The organism is Flavicella sp. (genome assembly GCF_037132785.1).
Taxonomy (GTDB): domain Bacteria; phylum Bacteroidota; class Bacteroidia; order Flavobacteriales; family Flavobacteriaceae; genus Flavicella.
The window spans coordinates 1-15,959 of the sequence record NZ_JBAHZZ010000097.1; the positions used below are offsets into that span (position 1 = coordinate 1).

The 15,959-nt window shown below is 32.5% G+C and carries 12 protein-coding genes and 2 pseudogenes; 6 read left to right on the forward strand and 8 right to left on the reverse strand.

The window, feature by feature from the left end:
* From V5787_RS06535 to V5787_RS06560, 6 genes and pseudogenes are all read right to left on the reverse strand, one after another.
* Window positions 1-756, reverse strand: a pseudogene (locus V5787_RS06535) (hypothetical protein); the annotation flags it as partial.
* Between the two features lie 793 nt (window positions 757-1,549).
* Window positions 1,550-2,032 carry a dihydrofolate reductase gene (locus V5787_RS06540; protein WP_336892458.1) on the reverse strand — a complete coding sequence of 161 codons (483 nt, stop codon included), beginning with the start codon at window positions 2,030-2,032 and terminating at the stop codon, window positions 1,550-1,552.
* Between the two features lie 408 nt (window positions 2,033-2,440).
* Complete coding sequence (locus V5787_RS06545) at window positions 2,441-3,265, reverse strand: thymidylate synthase (RefSeq protein ID WP_336892459.1); 825 nt, start codon at window positions 3,263-3,265, stop codon at window positions 2,441-2,443.
* A gap of 140 nt (window positions 3,266-3,405) precedes the next feature.
* Window positions 3,406-4,017, reverse strand: coding sequence for a bifunctional nuclease domain-containing protein (locus tag V5787_RS06550; RefSeq protein ID WP_336892460.1), 612 nt, complete (start codon window positions 4,015-4,017; stop codon window positions 3,406-3,408).
* A gap of 102 nt (window positions 4,018-4,119) precedes the next feature.
* Entirely contained in the window at window positions 4,120-5,079 is a 960-nt protein-coding gene (locus V5787_RS06555; RefSeq protein ID WP_336892461.1) for an electron transfer flavoprotein subunit alpha/FixB family protein, read from the reverse strand.
* A gap of 54 nt (window positions 5,080-5,133) precedes the next feature.
* Complete coding sequence (locus V5787_RS06560) at window positions 5,134-5,880, reverse strand: electron transfer flavoprotein subunit beta/FixA family protein (protein WP_336892462.1); 747 nt, start codon at window positions 5,878-5,880, stop codon at window positions 5,134-5,136.
* A gap of 308 nt (window positions 5,881-6,188) precedes the next feature.
* Between V5787_RS06560 and V5787_RS06565 the strand changes: the two genes are divergently transcribed.
* The 3 genes from V5787_RS06565 to V5787_RS06575 all read left to right on the forward strand — a co-directional run bounded on the left by V5787_RS06565 (window position 6,189) and on the right by V5787_RS06575 (window position 10,340).
* Window positions 6,189-7,169, forward strand: coding sequence for a pyruvate dehydrogenase complex E1 component subunit beta (locus tag V5787_RS06565; RefSeq protein WP_336892463.1), 981 nt, complete (start codon window positions 6,189-6,191; stop codon window positions 7,167-7,169).
* Between the two features lie 211 nt (window positions 7,170-7,380).
* Entirely contained in the window at window positions 7,381-7,905 is a 525-nt protein-coding gene (locus V5787_RS06570; protein WP_336892464.1) for an inorganic diphosphatase, read from the forward strand.
* 131 nt (window positions 7,906-8,036) lie between these two features.
* Window positions 8,037-10,340: a sodium-translocating pyrophosphatase gene (locus V5787_RS06575; protein ID WP_336892469.1), complete on the forward strand. Its 2,304-nt coding sequence runs from the start codon at window positions 8,037-8,039 to the stop codon at window positions 10,338-10,340.
* A 407-nt stretch (window positions 10,341-10,747) separates the two neighbouring features.
* On the opposite strand, the gene V5787_RS06580 is transcribed toward V5787_RS06575, so the two are convergent.
* Together V5787_RS06580 and V5787_RS06585 are read right to left on the reverse strand one after the other, a co-directional pair.
* Window positions 10,748-11,362, reverse strand: coding sequence for a deoxynucleoside kinase (locus V5787_RS06580; protein WP_336892465.1), 615 nt, complete (start codon window positions 11,360-11,362; stop codon window positions 10,748-10,750).
* 37 nt (window positions 11,363-11,399) lie between these two features.
* On the reverse strand, window positions 11,400-12,152 hold the full coding sequence (locus V5787_RS06585; protein WP_336892466.1) for a hypothetical protein: 753 nt from the start codon (window positions 12,150-12,152) through the stop codon (window positions 11,400-11,402).
* Between the two features lie 115 nt (window positions 12,153-12,267).
* Between V5787_RS06585 and V5787_RS06590 the strand changes: the two genes are divergently transcribed.
* From V5787_RS06590 to V5787_RS06600, 3 genes and pseudogenes are all read left to right on the forward strand, one after another.
* Window positions 12,268-13,068, forward strand: a complete 801-nt coding sequence (locus V5787_RS06590) for a GLPGLI family protein (RefSeq protein ID WP_336892467.1) — start codon at window positions 12,268-12,270, stop codon at window positions 13,066-13,068.
* Between the two features lie 12 nt (window positions 13,069-13,080).
* Window positions 13,081-15,777 carry a TonB-dependent receptor gene (locus V5787_RS06595; protein ID WP_336892468.1) on the forward strand — a complete coding sequence of 899 codons (2,697 nt, stop codon included), beginning with the start codon at window positions 13,081-13,083 and terminating at the stop codon, window positions 15,775-15,777.
* Window positions 15,778-15,869: 92 nt separating this feature from the next.
* A pseudogene (locus V5787_RS06600) lies at window positions 15,870-15,959 on the forward strand (IS1595 family transposase); the annotation flags it as partial.

Sequence of the window (15,959 nt, forward strand, 5' to 3'; positions counted from 1 at the left end):
ATCATTAAAAATCTCTTCTACATTATTGATAACTCCTGAAACAACTAAGGAATCTAACTCAACTCTATTTGTAACCCCATCCTCATCCAAATAATCTAATGTCTCATTTGAAGCATCAACCTTAAGTGTCGTTAAGGTTTCATCTACATTAGTCTCAACAATATTTGTAATCTCTTCAGTTACATACTCATTATTAAAAATCTCTTCTACATTATTGATAACTCCTGAAACAACTAAGGAATCTAACTCAACTTTATTTGTAACCCCATCCTCATCCAAATAATCTAATGTCTCATTTGAAGCATCAACCTTAAGTGTCGTTAAGGTTTCTGCGGATTCAATCAATTCTTGAATATTAACTATATGAATATCTCCTGATTCATCCACATAAGTGAATTCATTAGTTGTATCATTCCAAATAACTATATTGGAAGGAAGGTTGATCTCATCAGACGCCATTATTCGTCTCCAACTATTTGCATACCAGTAATAATATCCTGGCGTAACATCTCCGATTGTTGATGTATTAAAAACTAACAAACTTTCAACATTACCATTGCTAATAGTATTCGAATCTGAAAGTGACGTCAAAGAAATTTGTGGGATCAAAACTCCTTTATCGCTGGACACAACCTCCAACATGGCAGAATCATTCGGACTGTTTGTTCCTATTCCAACTTGGGAATATCCGAAGACCCCGAATGTAAGAGCCCACAATAGAAGTGATTTTTTAAAAAAAGTGTACTTGTTTTCCACAACTATATTATATTTTTAAAGCGAAACTACTTTAACCAATCTATTTATACAATAACTCTTTACAGTCGAGCTCATTCAAATCATATTCGTGATTTCAAACACCTACTTTAACTGCAAAAAAACAGACTTAAGACTGTTTTAACATAGAGGCTGGAAGCTTTTTTTACTACTTACTATAGCTTACCCGCAAACTCGTACTTTTCGAAGAAGACCTATCAATATGCCTTATTTTCAGCTATTTGGACTTTAAACAAGCTTAAAGTCAGTAATAACTACAAATTATCAGTTTCCATTCTTCTAAAACCACCATCAATAATCCTGTTATTATATTCATGATTTTCAAACACCTTTTCTCTACAAAGCAACAGACTCAAGACTGTTTTAACACAGATATCAGCAGATAGTTTCACCTATAATAACTACCTACATTCCGGTGTTAGAAGTAAAGAAGGTTGAGTTTGGCGCAAAAATAAATAAGGCACAAATAGATAGAATAAACTTTATTCAGTTTATTAGTTTCAATGCTTTTAATGAGGATACACTCCTTGAAAACAAGGTCTTTAAAGTTCAAAAATCACGTTATAACTTTAGAAGAAAATACAATGTACGCAACGAATTAAAACAGCACCCCGAACTTATAATGCCAATTTAATTTTTGAATGACGTAATAGTAATTTGGACTATTTTTTATTCAAAAAAGCAATAAAAAAAGAAGCATAGCACCGCTACGAATTTGTTTTTGTATGAAATATAAAAGAAAATGAAACGAATTTAATGCATTAATTAAATGTTACTATCTTCTTATATAAGAAACAAAGCTATAAGAATAGTTGTTTTTTTCATCCGATGTAAAACATTCTCTGTTTGTTTCTTTCCAAATTTCAGTGTCAATTGTCGGAAAAAACACATCAGCATTAAATTTATGATGTACTTCTGTAATGTCTAATTTATTTACCAAGAGGATTGCTTGTCTATAAATTTGTGCGCCTCCAATAATAAATGGACTTTCGTCATCTTTTGTGATTTCTAAAGCCTCTTCTAAGGAGTTGACTATAATACAGCCATCGGCCACATAGTTTTTATTACGAGTAATAATAACCGTTGTTCGGTTTGGAAGTGGTTTCCCAATAGATTCATAGGTGTTCCTTCCCATGATTATATGATGCCCTGTAGTGATTTTACGAAAACGAATCAAATCTGCAGGTAAGTGCCAAATTAAATTATTGTCTTTTCCTAAAGCATTATTTTTAGCAATAGCCGCAATTATGGTAGTCATAATGTTTTTTTGTTTTTTAATCTGTAAATTTAGAAAGCTTTGGGGGTTATTGCAAACAATATCAGAAATTCATGAATTATTCATTTATGTAGAAAGAAAAGAGGAAGTGAGTTGTTGACTGCAACAGGATTTTTATTTAAAAAAAAAGGTTTAATGATTGGTATTGCTTCTTTTTTTATGTTTAAAGTGTGATGTGTCGCTTACAAACAATCATTTCGAGAGCTTTATTGGTTTTCACAGATAAGTTTATGGTTGGTTTTTTAAGTCTCAATATATTATTATAAAGTAGCTGTACTTATGTACTATTTTTCATTTTTTTCTTGAGTCTTGTAATCAAGAGATTCGAATTTAGGCACTAAAAATAAAAATACTTTAATAAAAGACGTTTTTATTGTGTTTTTTTGTCGATTACACAGAGACTTTACCTCTTATTAGTGGGTGTGGTTCATAACCTTCAAGGGTGAAATCGTCAAAAGTAAAGTCGAAAATAGATTTGATCTCTGGATTCATTTTCATTATAGGTAAATCTTTGGGCTTTCTAGAAAGCTGTTCTTCTATTTGATCAAAGTGATTTGTATAGATGTGAGCATCTCCAAAAGTATGGATAAAATCACCTGGTTCTAAGCCGACAACCTGAGCAATCATCATGGTTAACAAAGCATAAGAAGCAATATTAAAAGGGACTCCTAAAAAAATATCTGCACTTCTTTGGTATAGCTGACACGATAACTTTCCATTAGCAACGTAAAATTGAAAGAAGGCATGGCAAGGAGGCAGAGCTGCTTTATTATTTGCAACGTTTTCCGAAAAAGATATTGAGGTATCTGGCAAGACACTCGGATTCCAAGCAGAAACTAACATTCGTCTACTATTTGGATTTGTTTTTAAAGTTTCGATCAGCTCAGATATTTGATCAATTTCCTCTCCATTCCAACTTCTCCATTGATGTCCGTAAACAGGACCTAAATCTCCATTTTCATCAGCCCAAGAATCCCATATTTTTACTCCATTTTCTTTAAGGTAAAGGGTATTTGTATCGCCTTTTAAAAACCAAAGTAATTCGTGAATGATAGATTTTAAATGCAGTTTCTTAGTCGTGACCATCGGAAATCCCTTGGATAGATCAAAACGCATTTGATAGCCAAATACACTTTTTGTCCCAGTCCCTGTTCTGTCTCCTTTAAATACTCCGTTTTTTGTTACGTGTTTTACTAAGTCTATATACTGCTTCATCTTCTATTGGGTTTTGTTCTTGCGTGTAAAAAAAACAAACACAAGTCTTACAAAAATAACAAAAGCAAGTTTTTAAAAAAGGCGCTTAAGTTTTTTTTTTAGAAAAGTAATGAACAGTTCTAATAGAATGTTTATTAGTACTATTGTCTCTTGCTGATTTCGTCTCTTAAATTAGCTGCAGTTTCGTAGTCTTCTTGGTCTATAGCTCTCCGAAGTTGGTTATGAAGCTCTTGTAATGACATACGTTTTAAAGGGTTCTTTTCATTATCTGAATTGGATTCGCTTAATAATTCGTCAAGTTCTAATTCCCAGGTGTCGCTTACGATATTCTCGGCTTCAAGTTTTAAGAAGACACCTGCTTTTTCAAGGATAGCCTCGTAAGTGTAAATCGGGGCGTTAAATCTTGTAGCTAAAGCAATAGCATCTGAAGTTCTAGCATCTATGATTTCTTCAGATCCGTTTTTTTCACAAACTAGGCTAGAAAAGAAAACACCATCTACTAATTTGTGGATAATTACTTGAGTTATGTTGATTTTAAACCGGTCTGAAAAAGTTTTAAAAAGATCATGAGTCAAGGGTCTCGGTGGTTTTATTTCTTTTTCTAATGAAATTGCGATTGATTGTGCTTCAAAAGCACCAATAATTATAGGTAAGGTTCTGCTCCCTTTAATTTCGGTAAGTACTAATGCGTATGCCCCACTTTGCGTTTGACTGTATGAAATTCCTTTAATTTCTAGTTGTACTAAACTCATAATTTTTCAGGTTGTAGTAGAATAAAAAGACTGTTTATGGCATCGAGCAAATTATCGAGATTATATAAACAGTCTTATATATTTTCAATCTAGTGAAAAAACTTAGTTTTTCGCCTTAAATTCTTTAAGTTTTTCAATAAGTTTTGGGACTACTTCAAAAGCATCTCCAATGATTCCGTATTCCGCAGCTTTAAAAAAAGGTGCTTCAGGGTCTGTATTGATTACAACTTTTACTTTAGAAGCATTCACTCCTGCTAAATGTTGAATCGCTCCAGAAATTCCAATAGCAATATATAAATTAGCGGCAACTGGCTTACCTGTTTGTCCAACATGTTCTTCATGAGATCTCCATCCTAAATCAGAAACAGGTTTGGAACAAGCGATTGCTGCCCCTAAGACATCTGCTAGTTCTTCAATTAGCCCCCAATTTTCAGGTCCTTTTAGCCCTCTTCCTCCTGAAACAACGATATCTGCATCTGCAATAGAAATTTTCCCTGAGCTTTTGTTTGTGCTAACTGAAGTTACTCCAGAAGCTATAATTTCAGGTGAGAATACTTCTTCATTGACTGAAGTAGAATTTTCTAAAACCCCTACAGAGTTTTTTGCAAGTCCTAGAACTTTGATTGCTGTTGGTATTTCAGTATGGATAAATGCTTTGTTTGAAAAAGCTTTTCTTTTTACAATAAAAGGAACTGTCGAACTAGGTTCTTCGATTACATTAGATGCAAATCCAGCCTCTAATTTTGCACTTATAATAGGTGCAAGGTATAATCCGTTAGAACTTGAGTCGATGATAACGACTTCTGCGTTTTCTTTTTGAGCAGCCTGCTGAATAATAGAGACTGTTTTTATAGCATTGAAGTTAGCTAAATCTCCATTGTTTACTTTTAAGATTTTATCTGCTCCATAAGTAGCTACTTCCGATGCGTTTTCTGCATTGATGGTTAGAACTACTAATTGAGTTTTTAATTGACTAGCTATTTTTTTTCCGTAAGAAACCGCTTCAAATGCGATTTTTTTAAATTTTCCTTCCGGTGATTCGGCAAAAACTAATACAGACATAATGTTGTGTGTTATGTGTTAACGTAATTTGTTATATATGGTTCTCCCTATAAGTTAGATCACCTTTGCTTCGTTGTGCAATAAATCAATCAATTCATCAATTGCCCCAGCATCTATTATTTTACAAGCACCTTTTTCTTTTGGTTTGTCAAATTTAATTGATTTTGTATATAATTCTGCATTGTTACTTGGAACAATTGTCAAAGGTTTTTTACGGGCCATCATGATTCCTCTCATGTTAGGAATTCTAAGATCTTTTTCTTCTACAAGACCTTTTTGTCCTGCGATTACTAATGGTAATGTGCTAGATAAAATTTCTGTTCCTCCGTCTATTTCCTTTGTTATTGTAGCGTTGATTCCGTCGATTTCTAAGCCTACACAAGCGTTGACAAAATTATAATCAATTAAAGTGGCTAAGATACCTGGAACCATGCCTCCATTGTAATCAATAGATTCTCTTCCTGTAAGAACTAAGTCATAGTTGTTTGCTTTTACAATTTCAGCTAATTGTTTTGCTACAGCGAAACCATCGATTGCTTTGACATCAATTCTAATAGCATCATCAGCTCCAATTGCTAATGATTTTCTTAAAGACGGTTCGGTACTAGCATCACCAACAGTAATTACAGTAATACTCGCCCCTTGTTTTTCTTTGAACCACATAGCTCTAGCTAATGAAAACTCATCATAGGGATTGATTACATATTGCACACCATTTGTGTCAAATTCAGCACCATCAGCTGAAAAATTTATTTTAGAAGTCGTATCCGGAACATGACTTATACATACTAATATTTTCATAGTTATTAAAGACTTGTAAATTTATTAAAAAGTAATGCCAAAGATAATTATTTTTTTTAGTAAATGTAATTTTAATAACGAAGACTGTGTATTTTTATCAATATAATAAATAAGACATTCTATATGTTTTTCCTTTAGGATTATTGTGAAATTTATAATTAAGATATGATTTTCACAATAACTTTCTAGAATCATATTGTTTTAGGGAAAGAATAAATTGATTTTGTTTTTTTTACCTTTTTTTGAAAAGTAAATGATAATTATGAACTGAAAATCCTTATTTTTGTTGACTAATAAAGATGACTACAATGAAAACAATACAATTTAGAGAAGCAATTTGCGAAGCGATGAGTGAAGAAATGCGTTTGAACGAAAGCGTATACTTAATCGGTGAAGAAGTTGCTGAATATAATGGAGCTTACAAGGCTTCAAAAGGGATGTTAGATGAATTTGGAGCAAAAAGAGTAATTGATGCACCTATTGCCGAGTTAGGTTTTGGTGGGATTGCTGTTGGATCTACAATGACGGGTAATAGACCTATTGTTGAGTATATGACGTTTAATTTTGCTTTGGTGGGCATCGATCAAATCATTAATAATGCGGCTAAAATTCGCCAAATGTCTGGAGGGCAATTTCCTTGTCCTATTGTGTTTAGAGGTCCTACTGGATCTGCAGGCCAATTAGGAGCTACACATTCACAAGCTTTTGAAAACTGGTTTGCTAATACTCCTGGTCTAAAAGTTGTAGTACCGTCAAACCCTTATGATGCAAAAGGTTTATTAAAAGCTGCGATTCGAGATAACGATCCTGTGATTTTTATGGAGTCTGAGCAAATGTATGGAGATAAAGGTGAAGTGCCAGAAGGAGAATATATCATTCCTTTAGGTGTTGCTGATATAAAAAGGAAAGGAACTGATGTGACAATTGTTTCATTTGGGAAAATTATAAAAGAGGCTTATAAAGCAGCAGATGAATTAGCAAAAGATGGAATTTCTTGTGAGATTATCGATTTAAGAACAATTCGTCCTTTAGATATTGATGCTATTATTGAATCAGTAAAGAAAACGAACAGGTTGGTTATTTTGGAAGAAGCTTGGCCGTATGGAAATATTTCTACTGAAATCACTTACCAAGTTCAAGAAAAGGCATTTAATTATTTAGATGCACCTATCAAAAGAATTAATACTGCGGATACTCCTGCTCCATTTTCGCCTGTATTATTGGCTGAATGGTTGCCAGATTATACAGATGTAATTAAAGAAGTAAAAGAAGTCTTATACGTTAAATAACACTTCTTAACATTATATACAAAAGTCCTTTCTTGTTAGAAAGGACTTTTTCTATGAATATGGAGAGGGTTAAGATGTTTGTAATTAGATGTTTTTCACAGAAAAAAGTTTAAGGAAACTATAGAGTATTAATTTTAGAAATCCAAGGCTGAAATACTTAATTTGACTATTTTTACGGAAAAATTAGTCAGCAATCAAATTAAATTAAACTATGAATGAATTAGTAAAAACTTTTGATGTCTTAATAGAGATTCCAAAAGGAAGTAGAAATAAATACGAATATGATTTCGAGTTAAACAAAATCCGTTTCGACAGAATGTTGTTTTCTTCAATGATGTATCCTGGAGATTATGGATTTATTCCGGAAACTTTAGCGTTGGATAGCGACCCTTTAGATGTATTGGTTTTAGGGCACCAACCAACCTATCCGATGGTTGTGATGGAAGTTCGTCCAATTGGAGTTTTTTATATGACAGATGAAAAAGGACCGGATGAAAAAATTATTTGCGTTCCTGTTTCTGATCCTATTTGGAGTAATAAAGAAGATATTTCTGATTTAAATCCACATAGATTAAAAGAGATAGAACACTTTTTTAAAGTGTATAAGGACTTAGAAAAAAAGAAAGTAGATACAGGGGGCTGGGGCAATGCTGAAGCTGCTCGAGAGATCTATAATCAGTGTGTAGAACGCTACGAAAATAGTGAAGATAAAAAAAGCGGGAATTTTACAATTTAATGTGATTTTTCTCATAAAATAAAAACACCACATTTATTAATTTAGACGCGGTGTTTTTTTTGTCTGTTAAATTTCATATTTTAGTACAAACTAAACCAAAAATTAATAGTTTAATCAAAATTTATTATATGATGGAGTTAATCGTAAATTATCTACCCCTATTTGGGGTATTGGCATTAGCCTTTGTGTTCTTGAAAAACATTTGGGTTTCTAAACAAGATGACGGAAATGAAAAAATGGTTCGAATAGCAAAAAACATTGCTGATGGAGCGATGTCTTTTTTGAAAGCGGAATACAAAATGCTTTCGGTATTTGTTGTTGCTGTCGCTATACTGCTTTATTTTAAAGGGAGCTATGAGGTGAATTCCAACGGTATGGTTGCAGTTTCTTTTGTAGTTGGAGCTATTTGTTCCGCATTAGCAGGGTTCATTGGAATGAAAGTAGCTACCAAGGCAAATGTACGAACAACACAAGCTGCTCGAACATCATTAGGAAAAGCACTAGAAGTTGCTTTTGCTGGTGGTGCTGTTATGGGCTTAGGTGTTGTAGGACTTGGGGTATTAGGACTTAGCGGACTTTTTATGATTTACAGTGCTCAGGGATGGGAGCTGTCTGAAATATTGAATGTATTATCAGGATTTTCATTAGGAGCTTCTTCTATTGCTCTTTTTGCACGTGTTGGAGGTGGTATTTATACAAAAGCCGCAGATGTTGGTGCAGATTTAGTAGGGAAGCTTGAAGCTGGTATTCCTGAAGATCATCCGTTAAACCCTGCTACAATCGCTGACAATGTTGGTGATAATGTCGGTGATGTTGCTGGTATGGGGGCTGATTTATTTGAGTCTTACGTAGGATCTATAATTGGTACTATGGTTTTAGGTGCGTTTATTATCACACCAGAATTTGATGGCTTGGGAGCTGTATATTTACCGCTGGTTTTAGCTGCGATAGGAATTGTGATGTCTATTATTGGAACATTCTTTGTAAAGGTGAAAGATGGAGGATCTCCACATGCTGCGTTGAATATTGGTGAGTTTGGTTCTGCTGGTTTAATGGTGGTTGCATCTTATTTTATTATCAATGCATTGATTCCTGAATCTCAGGCAGGATTGCCTTTTGGAGCAATGGGGGTTTTTTGGGCAACGATAACTGGTTTGGTTACAGGTTTAGCAGTAGGTAAAGTAACAGAGTACTATACCAGTACAGATTTTAAACCTGTTAAGTCAATAATATCACAATCAGAAACGGGAGCAGCAACAAATATTATAGCAGGATTGGGAGTAGGAATGATGTCTACTGCAGTGCCTATTTTATTAATTGCTGCGGCTATTATCATTTCTCATCATTTCGCAGGATTATATGGTATTGCGATTGCAGCAGTAGGGATGTTAGCAAATACGGGAATCCAGTTAGCAGTTGACGCTTATGGACCTATTTCTGATAATGCTGGTGGTATTGCTGAAATGGCTGAGTTGCCAAGTGAAGTGCGTGAGAGAACAGATAAATTAGATGCGGTAGGGAATACTACTGCTGCTATTGGAAAAGGTTTTGCGATTGCTTCTGCAGCCTTAACAGCATTGGCATTATTTGCTGCTTATATGAAAACTGCAAATGTGGTTACCATTGATGTTTCAAAGCCACTTATTATGGCAGGTTTATTAATAGGTGGTATGTTGCCTTTTGTTTTTTCTGCTTTGTCTTTGAATGCTGTCGGTAGAGCTGCGATGGCGATGATCGAAGAGGTTCGTCGTCAATTTAGAGATATTCCTGCTTTAAAAGCAGCCTTAGAAGTTATGAAAAAATACGATTCTGATATGTCTAAAGCTTCGGTTGAAGATAGAGCTATTTTTGACGCGGCTGATGGTGTTGCAGAGTACGATAAATGTGTAGATATATCTACAAAAGCTTCCTTGAAAGAAATGGTATTACCAGGTGTATTGGCAATTGTTGTACCTGTTGTAATTGGTTTTGTTGGAGGTCCTGAAATGTTAGGAGGTTTATTAGCTGGAGTTACTACTTGTGGTGTATTGATGGCTATTTTTCAGTCGAATGCTGGTGGAGCTTGGGATAATGCTAAAAAAACAATTGAAGAGCAAGGTAAAAAAGGAACTGACATTCATAAAGCGGCAGTTGTTGGGGATACTGTAGGAGATCCATTTAAAGACACTTCTGGACCTTCATTAAACATCTTGTTAAAGTTAATGTCGGTAGTTGCTTTAGTAATTGCACCAAGTATTGCTAATGAAGTCGAGATTTCTGAATACAATCAGCAAAAAGAGGCAGAAAAGAAAGCTATTGAATTGGTAATTCCAGTTGTTTCTGAGCAAGAAGAATATGAAGCTGAAAAAGAAACTGAAAATATGGTTTCTATTAGGTATAATATTGAGGATGTCTTAAAAGAATATTCTGTAGATCTAGAAAAAAAAGATTGTTGATTTTATCATTTTATAAAAGAAAAAGGGATCTCAAATGAGATCCCTTTTTCTTTTTAATCTGTAAGTAATACCTGTTTTTAAATGACGGAATAATAATTTGAAATGTTTTTTATTCAGATAAGCAATAAAAATAGAAGCATAGCTACACTACGGTTTTGTTTTTGTGTGAAATATGAATAAAAAAGAAACGAATTTAATGCATCATTTTAAATGTTAAAATGATATAAAAGGAATTTAGATGAATATTCCAGTTTGATTCATTGTGGAAAACGGGAATTAATACTTGAATCTATGCCTTTAAAACTAAAATGGATTCGTGAGGTTGAAAAGTATGAATTGAAAGTTCCAATCTCAGATAAATTCATGTTGCTGTATAAATGTCAAGATTGATAAGTAGAAGTGTTATATTAAAACAACCCGTGAATCTGAGCATCTATTCGATCGATGATATTTCCTAGATCTTCTGGATTTTCTACGAAATCAATATTGTCAACATCAATAATTAATAATTTTCCTTTGTCGTATTGTGAAGCCCATGCTTCATATCTTTCATTCAATCTACTTAGATATTCAATACTGATACTGTTTTCGTAGGCTCTTCCACGTTTGTGAATTTGTCCAACAAGCGTTTTGATATCAGCTCTTAAGTAGATCAATAAATCTGGAGGAGTTACCAAGTTTTCCATCAAGTCAAATAGAGAAGAGTAATTTTTGTAGTCTCTATTCGTTAACAATCCCATTGCATGTAAGTTGGGTGCAAAAATTTTGGCGTCTTCATAGATAGTTCTGTCTTGAATGATATTTTTACCGCTCTTTTGAATTTTTAGGATTTGTTCAAATCTACTGTTTAAAAAGAAAACCTGTAGGTTAAAAGACCAACGTTCCATCTCACCATAAAAATCATCTAAATAAGGATTGTCTTCTGCATTTTCAAAATGAGAATTCCAATGGTAATGTTTTGCTAAAAGTTCTGTAAGTGAAGTTTTACCTGCGCCTATATTTCCTGCTATAGCTACGTGCATAGATGTGATGTTTTAGATTGTTATTTCTCTGGAATTATTATTTTTTTCTAATAGAAAAAAGATATAATTCAATGCCATCAAAGATAAAAAAATGATTGTTTATTATATGAAAATTTTCAATTTTCAGTTGTTTTGTTAATTTAATTGGATTGATGCTGTCATTTACCTTATAAAGGGTGTCTTTGTAGAGTATGTATAAAATACGGTTGTTGTACTGAAAACAGTCAATATTCTTGTCAATGTGCTCCTTGATAAAATTCCCTAAGTAATCAAAAGTTTGTATCCCCGATTTGGTATGTAGATAAACGTAATTTTCAGTACTCTTCATATTTAAAATTACTGTGTTTGTTAAAGGTTGAGTTTTTGAAACGACAGTTTTGGTTCTAAAATTATAATTTTCTATAGTTTGCATATTCCTTGTCAGTAGCCATATGTGGTTTACTGCTCCCTTAGTTACAAAACTAATGTCATAGGGTAATTGAATAATATCGGTTTCATTTAATTGACTATCGAGTATAATTACAATATTAAAATCCCTATAAAAAACAACTATATTTAAGGGGTTAGTAATATCTACAGAGCTTATATTTCCATAAATAAAATTAGAATAACTGAATACTTTTTGTTCTGTTTTTTTTGATAAAATGGTATTTGAAAAGTAATAGATGTTAAAATCATAGTCACAACCAACGAAATTGTCAGTTTCTAGAAAAATAGTTTTTTCTAGGTGGGCTACGGTTTGAGAATAGCTACAAAAAAAAAAACACACAATAGGTAAAAAAAATCTCATTAATACAAAGTTACGAAAGATTCTTAATCTTTTTATAAAAATAAGTTCTTAGGTTAAACCTTAGTAGTTAAAATTAGTCTTAATGTAGTGAAACTAAAATTTTAAACAACCTACGATGAAATTATTTTATTTAATTACAGTATTTCTTTTTATAAGTTATAGTAGTCTTTCCCAAGAATTTCAAGGGAAAGCTGTTTATATGTCTAAAACAAATTTTGATTTTGACTTTGGTGACCGTAGTGTTCCTGAAGACGCAAAAAAAAGAATGAAAGAGAGAATAGACAAGCAAATGCAGAAAAATTTTGATTTAAGTTTCAATAAAACTGCTTCAATCTATGAAGAACAGGTAACATTAGATGAACCAGAAGAAGGAAGAAGGGGCCCTCGGTTTCGTTCAATTCTTGGAGGATCGGACGGGGGTGTCGTATATAAAAACATTGCTGATAAAGAATATAAAAGAGCCGTAGAGTTTTTTGGAAAGAATTTTTTAATAGAAGACCCTCTTGTTTTGATTCCATGGAAATTGGAAAAGGAAACAAAAAAAATAGGGCAATATACTTGTTATAAGGCCACCACAACCATTGACAAAAAAGAAAATCCGTTTGCTAAAAATAAAGATTCTTTAGAAACAAAAACGATAGTTATCGCATGGTATACTCCAGAAGTACCTGTTTCACAAGGTCCTGGTAAATACTGGGGGCTCCCAGGATTAATTTTAAGTGTGAATGCTGGAGATACGCAAATAATATGCACCAAGGTGGTGTTAAATGTCAAAGAAAAAGTAGAGATTAAGCCGCCTAAAAAAGGAAAAAAAGTATCAGAGAAAGAGTTCGAGGAAATTGTAGAAGAAAAAACAAACGAGCTTAAAGAGCGATCTATGAATGGTCGACCTGGAGGAGGAAGAAGACCTAGATAAGATTTTTATGTTATGAGAAATAGTCAAATTGTAAGTTGTGTTGTAATGTTTTTGTTTTTGTTTCAGACAAATGCACAAACGATTAAAATTAAAGGAATTGTAAAAGATTCTATTGGAAATGGTCTAGAAATGGCGAATGTTATTGCTATCAATTCAGCCACTGAAGAAATGGCAGAATATGCCATTACAGATTCTAAGGGAAGATATCAATTGAGTTTATCTGCCAATCAGGTTTATGAATTAAAGGTTAGTTATATGGGGTTCAATACTGCGTCTATTACCATAGATCTAATAAATATTCATGATGATTTAAATCAAGATATAACTCTTAAAGAAACAAATGATCTATTAGACGTAGTTGAAATTTCTTACGAAATGCCTGTTACCATAAAGGGAGATACTATAGTTTATAATGCTGATTCTTTTAGGAATGGAACGGAAAGAAAGTTAGGAGATGTGCTTGAAAAACTACCTGGAGTAGAAATTAATGATGACGGGGAGATTGAGATAGAAGGAAAAGTTGTTACTAAAGTAATGGTAGAAGGAAAAGATTTTTTTGATGGAGATTCTAAAATTGCTATAGAAAATATACCCGCAGATGCCTTAGATAAAATAGAGGTTCTACGTAATTATAGTGAGGTGGGTCAGATGAAAGGTGTGACCAATAATGAAGATTCTATAGCTATAAATATACGTTTAAAAACAGGAAAAGATAAATTTTGGTTTGGTGAAGTGACTGCTGGAGCAGGAGTAGAAAATCTTTATTTGGTGCAACCTAAAATATTTTATTACAGCCCTAAAACAAGTATAAATGTACTGACAGATTTCAATAATATAGGAAGTGTACCTTTTTCAAATAGAGATTATTATCGATTTACTGGTGGTTTAAGAAGTTTGTCTTCTCGTGGAGGAACGTCATTAAATATAAGTGATAATACTGTTGGTTTGTCTACAACTCAAAACAACAGAGCGTATGAGCTAAGTTCGCAATTTGGTGCAGCAAACTTTAGTCACAATCCAAATGAAAAAACAACATTTAGTGGGTTTGGTATTTATTCAGGAACACAGACGGATATGTTGGAGAGTACTATTAAAAATTATGAGGACACGGGTGATATTGAAAAGATAGAAAGCGGTATTCGACAAGATAATAAACTAGGTTTATTAAAATTGAGTACGGTTTATAAACCTACAACAGATTTTCAATTGGATTATGACATATTCTTTAAGAAATCAGAACAAGAAGAGAATTCATTGCAAGAGTCCGAACTTAATAGTTCTGATAATGGACTTATTTCAACTGATAATAGTGACGATCCTTTTTCGTTTACTCAAAATTTAAATATTTATAAAACTTTCGATTCAAAAAATATAATGGCTGTAGAGGCACAGTATTTATACCAACAGGAATTTCCTGTTTTTAATTCTCTTTCAGAAGTTTTAAATGTGGATTCATTTTTGACTCCAACGTTAAATACTTCACAGGAGTATTATGATTTGACTCAAGACAAAACGATTAAAACAAGTAGATTTGACGGAAAAGTTGACTATTACTTTTTATTAAATGATCAAAGTAATTTAAATGTTACTGTAGGTACACTTTTGAGCAAACAAAAATTTAATTCTGGATTATTTCAAACTTTAGATAATGGGTCAGAAGATGTTTTTGAGGGAGATGGCTATAATAATGATGTTGAGTTTTATTTTTCTGATGTTTATACAGCATTACATTATAAATTTGTTAGAAATAAATTAACCGTTGAGCCAGGGTTGAAGTTACATTATTATGCAACCAAAGACACTCAATTAGGAAACGATAATACTACAAGTCAAGTTCGGTTATTACCTGATTTTTACGCTAGATACCAGTTTAAAAAAACGGAAAGTTTGCGATTTAGTTATACGATGACAAATCAATTTACAGATATTAAACAATTATCTGAAGGTTTGTTGTTTAATAATTACAATAATGTGTATGAAGGAAATAGGGATTTAGAAAGTGCTATCTATCACAACTATTCCTTAAGTTTTTTTAGTTTTGTAATGTACAATTACACCAATATTAATGCTTCTATTAATTATACGAAACAAGAAAACACAATAAAGGGAAATACTGAATTTGATGGAATCGGTCAGAGTGGGACTTCAATAAATTCATTGTTTGCAGATGAAACGGTTAGTGCTAGGTTTAGATATGGCAGAACGTTTAGAAAATTGAAAGTGAATTTAAGAACAAGTGGTAACTATTCTAAAAACAACAATGTTAGAAATGGGGAATGGTTTGTAAACGATGTACTTAGTTATTCTTATGGTGGAGATATAGGGACAAATTTCAACAAAATACCTAATATTACGGTTGGTTATACGAAAAGCACAAATAATTATGGAGATCGTATTTATCATACCGATAGACCTTTTGTAAATATTGATGCAAAATTTTTAAAACATTTTATTTTAACTTCGGATTATGATTATTATAATTATTATGATGAGGCAAATACAATTTCTAATAAATATGCCTTTTTAAGTTCTGAATTAAGTTTTAGAATAGATGATAGTCATTGGGAATATGTTATTTCTGGAACCAATTTATTAAATACAAAATCTTTAAATCGAGATGCTATTTCTGTCGCCGCAAATACAGTTACAAGTAGTAGCTACTTTGTTCAGCCAAGGTATATTATGTTTATTTTAAAATACAACCTTTAAATTCTGTTATTTGGCTGTTGTGAGCTAGTAAAATAAATTTCCTGAGTTAGTCATTTAGTTTCTGTATCTTAGTGTCATTAAATATAACAGATATGGATATTTTTCAAGGTCAAAATATACTGAGTTTTATAAAAGAACTGCCAAATGATGAAGCTTGTAAGGCTTATTTAGCCAAAATAAAA

What these genes read in the sequence shown, in the direction of transcription:
- V5787_RS06540 (WP_336892458.1), bottom strand. Translation starts at nt 2,032, where the DNA reads ATGACTACCATAATTGCGGCTATTGCTAAAAATAATGCTTTAGGAAAA.
- V5787_RS06545 (WP_336892459.1), bottom strand. Translation starts at nt 3,265, where the DNA reads ATGAAGCAGTATATAGACTTAGTAAAACACGTAACAAAAAACGGAGTA.
- V5787_RS06550 (WP_336892460.1), bottom strand. Translation starts at nt 4,017, where the DNA reads ATGAGTTTAGTACAACTAGAAATTAAAGGAATTTCATACAGTCAAACG.
- V5787_RS06555 (WP_336892461.1), bottom strand. Translation starts at nt 5,079, where the DNA reads ATGTCTGTATTAGTTTTTGCCGAATCACCGGAAGGAAAATTTAAAAAA.
- V5787_RS06560 (WP_336892462.1), bottom strand. Translation starts at nt 5,880, where the DNA reads ATGAAAATATTAGTATGTATAAGTCATGTTCCGGATACGACTTCTAAA.
- V5787_RS06565 (WP_336892463.1), top strand. Translation starts at nt 6,189, where the DNA reads ATGAAAACAATACAATTTAGAGAAGCAATTTGCGAAGCGATGAGTGAA.
- V5787_RS06570 (WP_336892464.1), top strand. Translation starts at nt 7,381, where the DNA reads ATGAATGAATTAGTAAAAACTTTTGATGTCTTAATAGAGATTCCAAAA.
- V5787_RS06575 (WP_336892469.1), top strand. Translation starts at nt 8,037, where the DNA reads ATGGAGTTAATCGTAAATTATCTACCCCTATTTGGGGTATTGGCATTA.
- V5787_RS06580 (WP_336892465.1), bottom strand. Translation starts at nt 11,362, where the DNA reads ATGCACGTAGCTATAGCAGGAAATATAGGCGCAGGTAAAACTTCACTT.
- V5787_RS06585 (WP_336892466.1), bottom strand. Translation starts at nt 12,152, where the DNA reads ATGAGATTTTTTTTACCTATTGTGTGTTTTTTTTTTTGTAGCTATTCT.
- V5787_RS06590 (WP_336892467.1), top strand. Translation starts at nt 12,268, where the DNA reads ATGAAATTATTTTATTTAATTACAGTATTTCTTTTTATAAGTTATAGT.
- V5787_RS06595 (WP_336892468.1), top strand. Translation starts at nt 13,081, where the DNA reads ATGAGAAATAGTCAAATTGTAAGTTGTGTTGTAATGTTTTTGTTTTTG.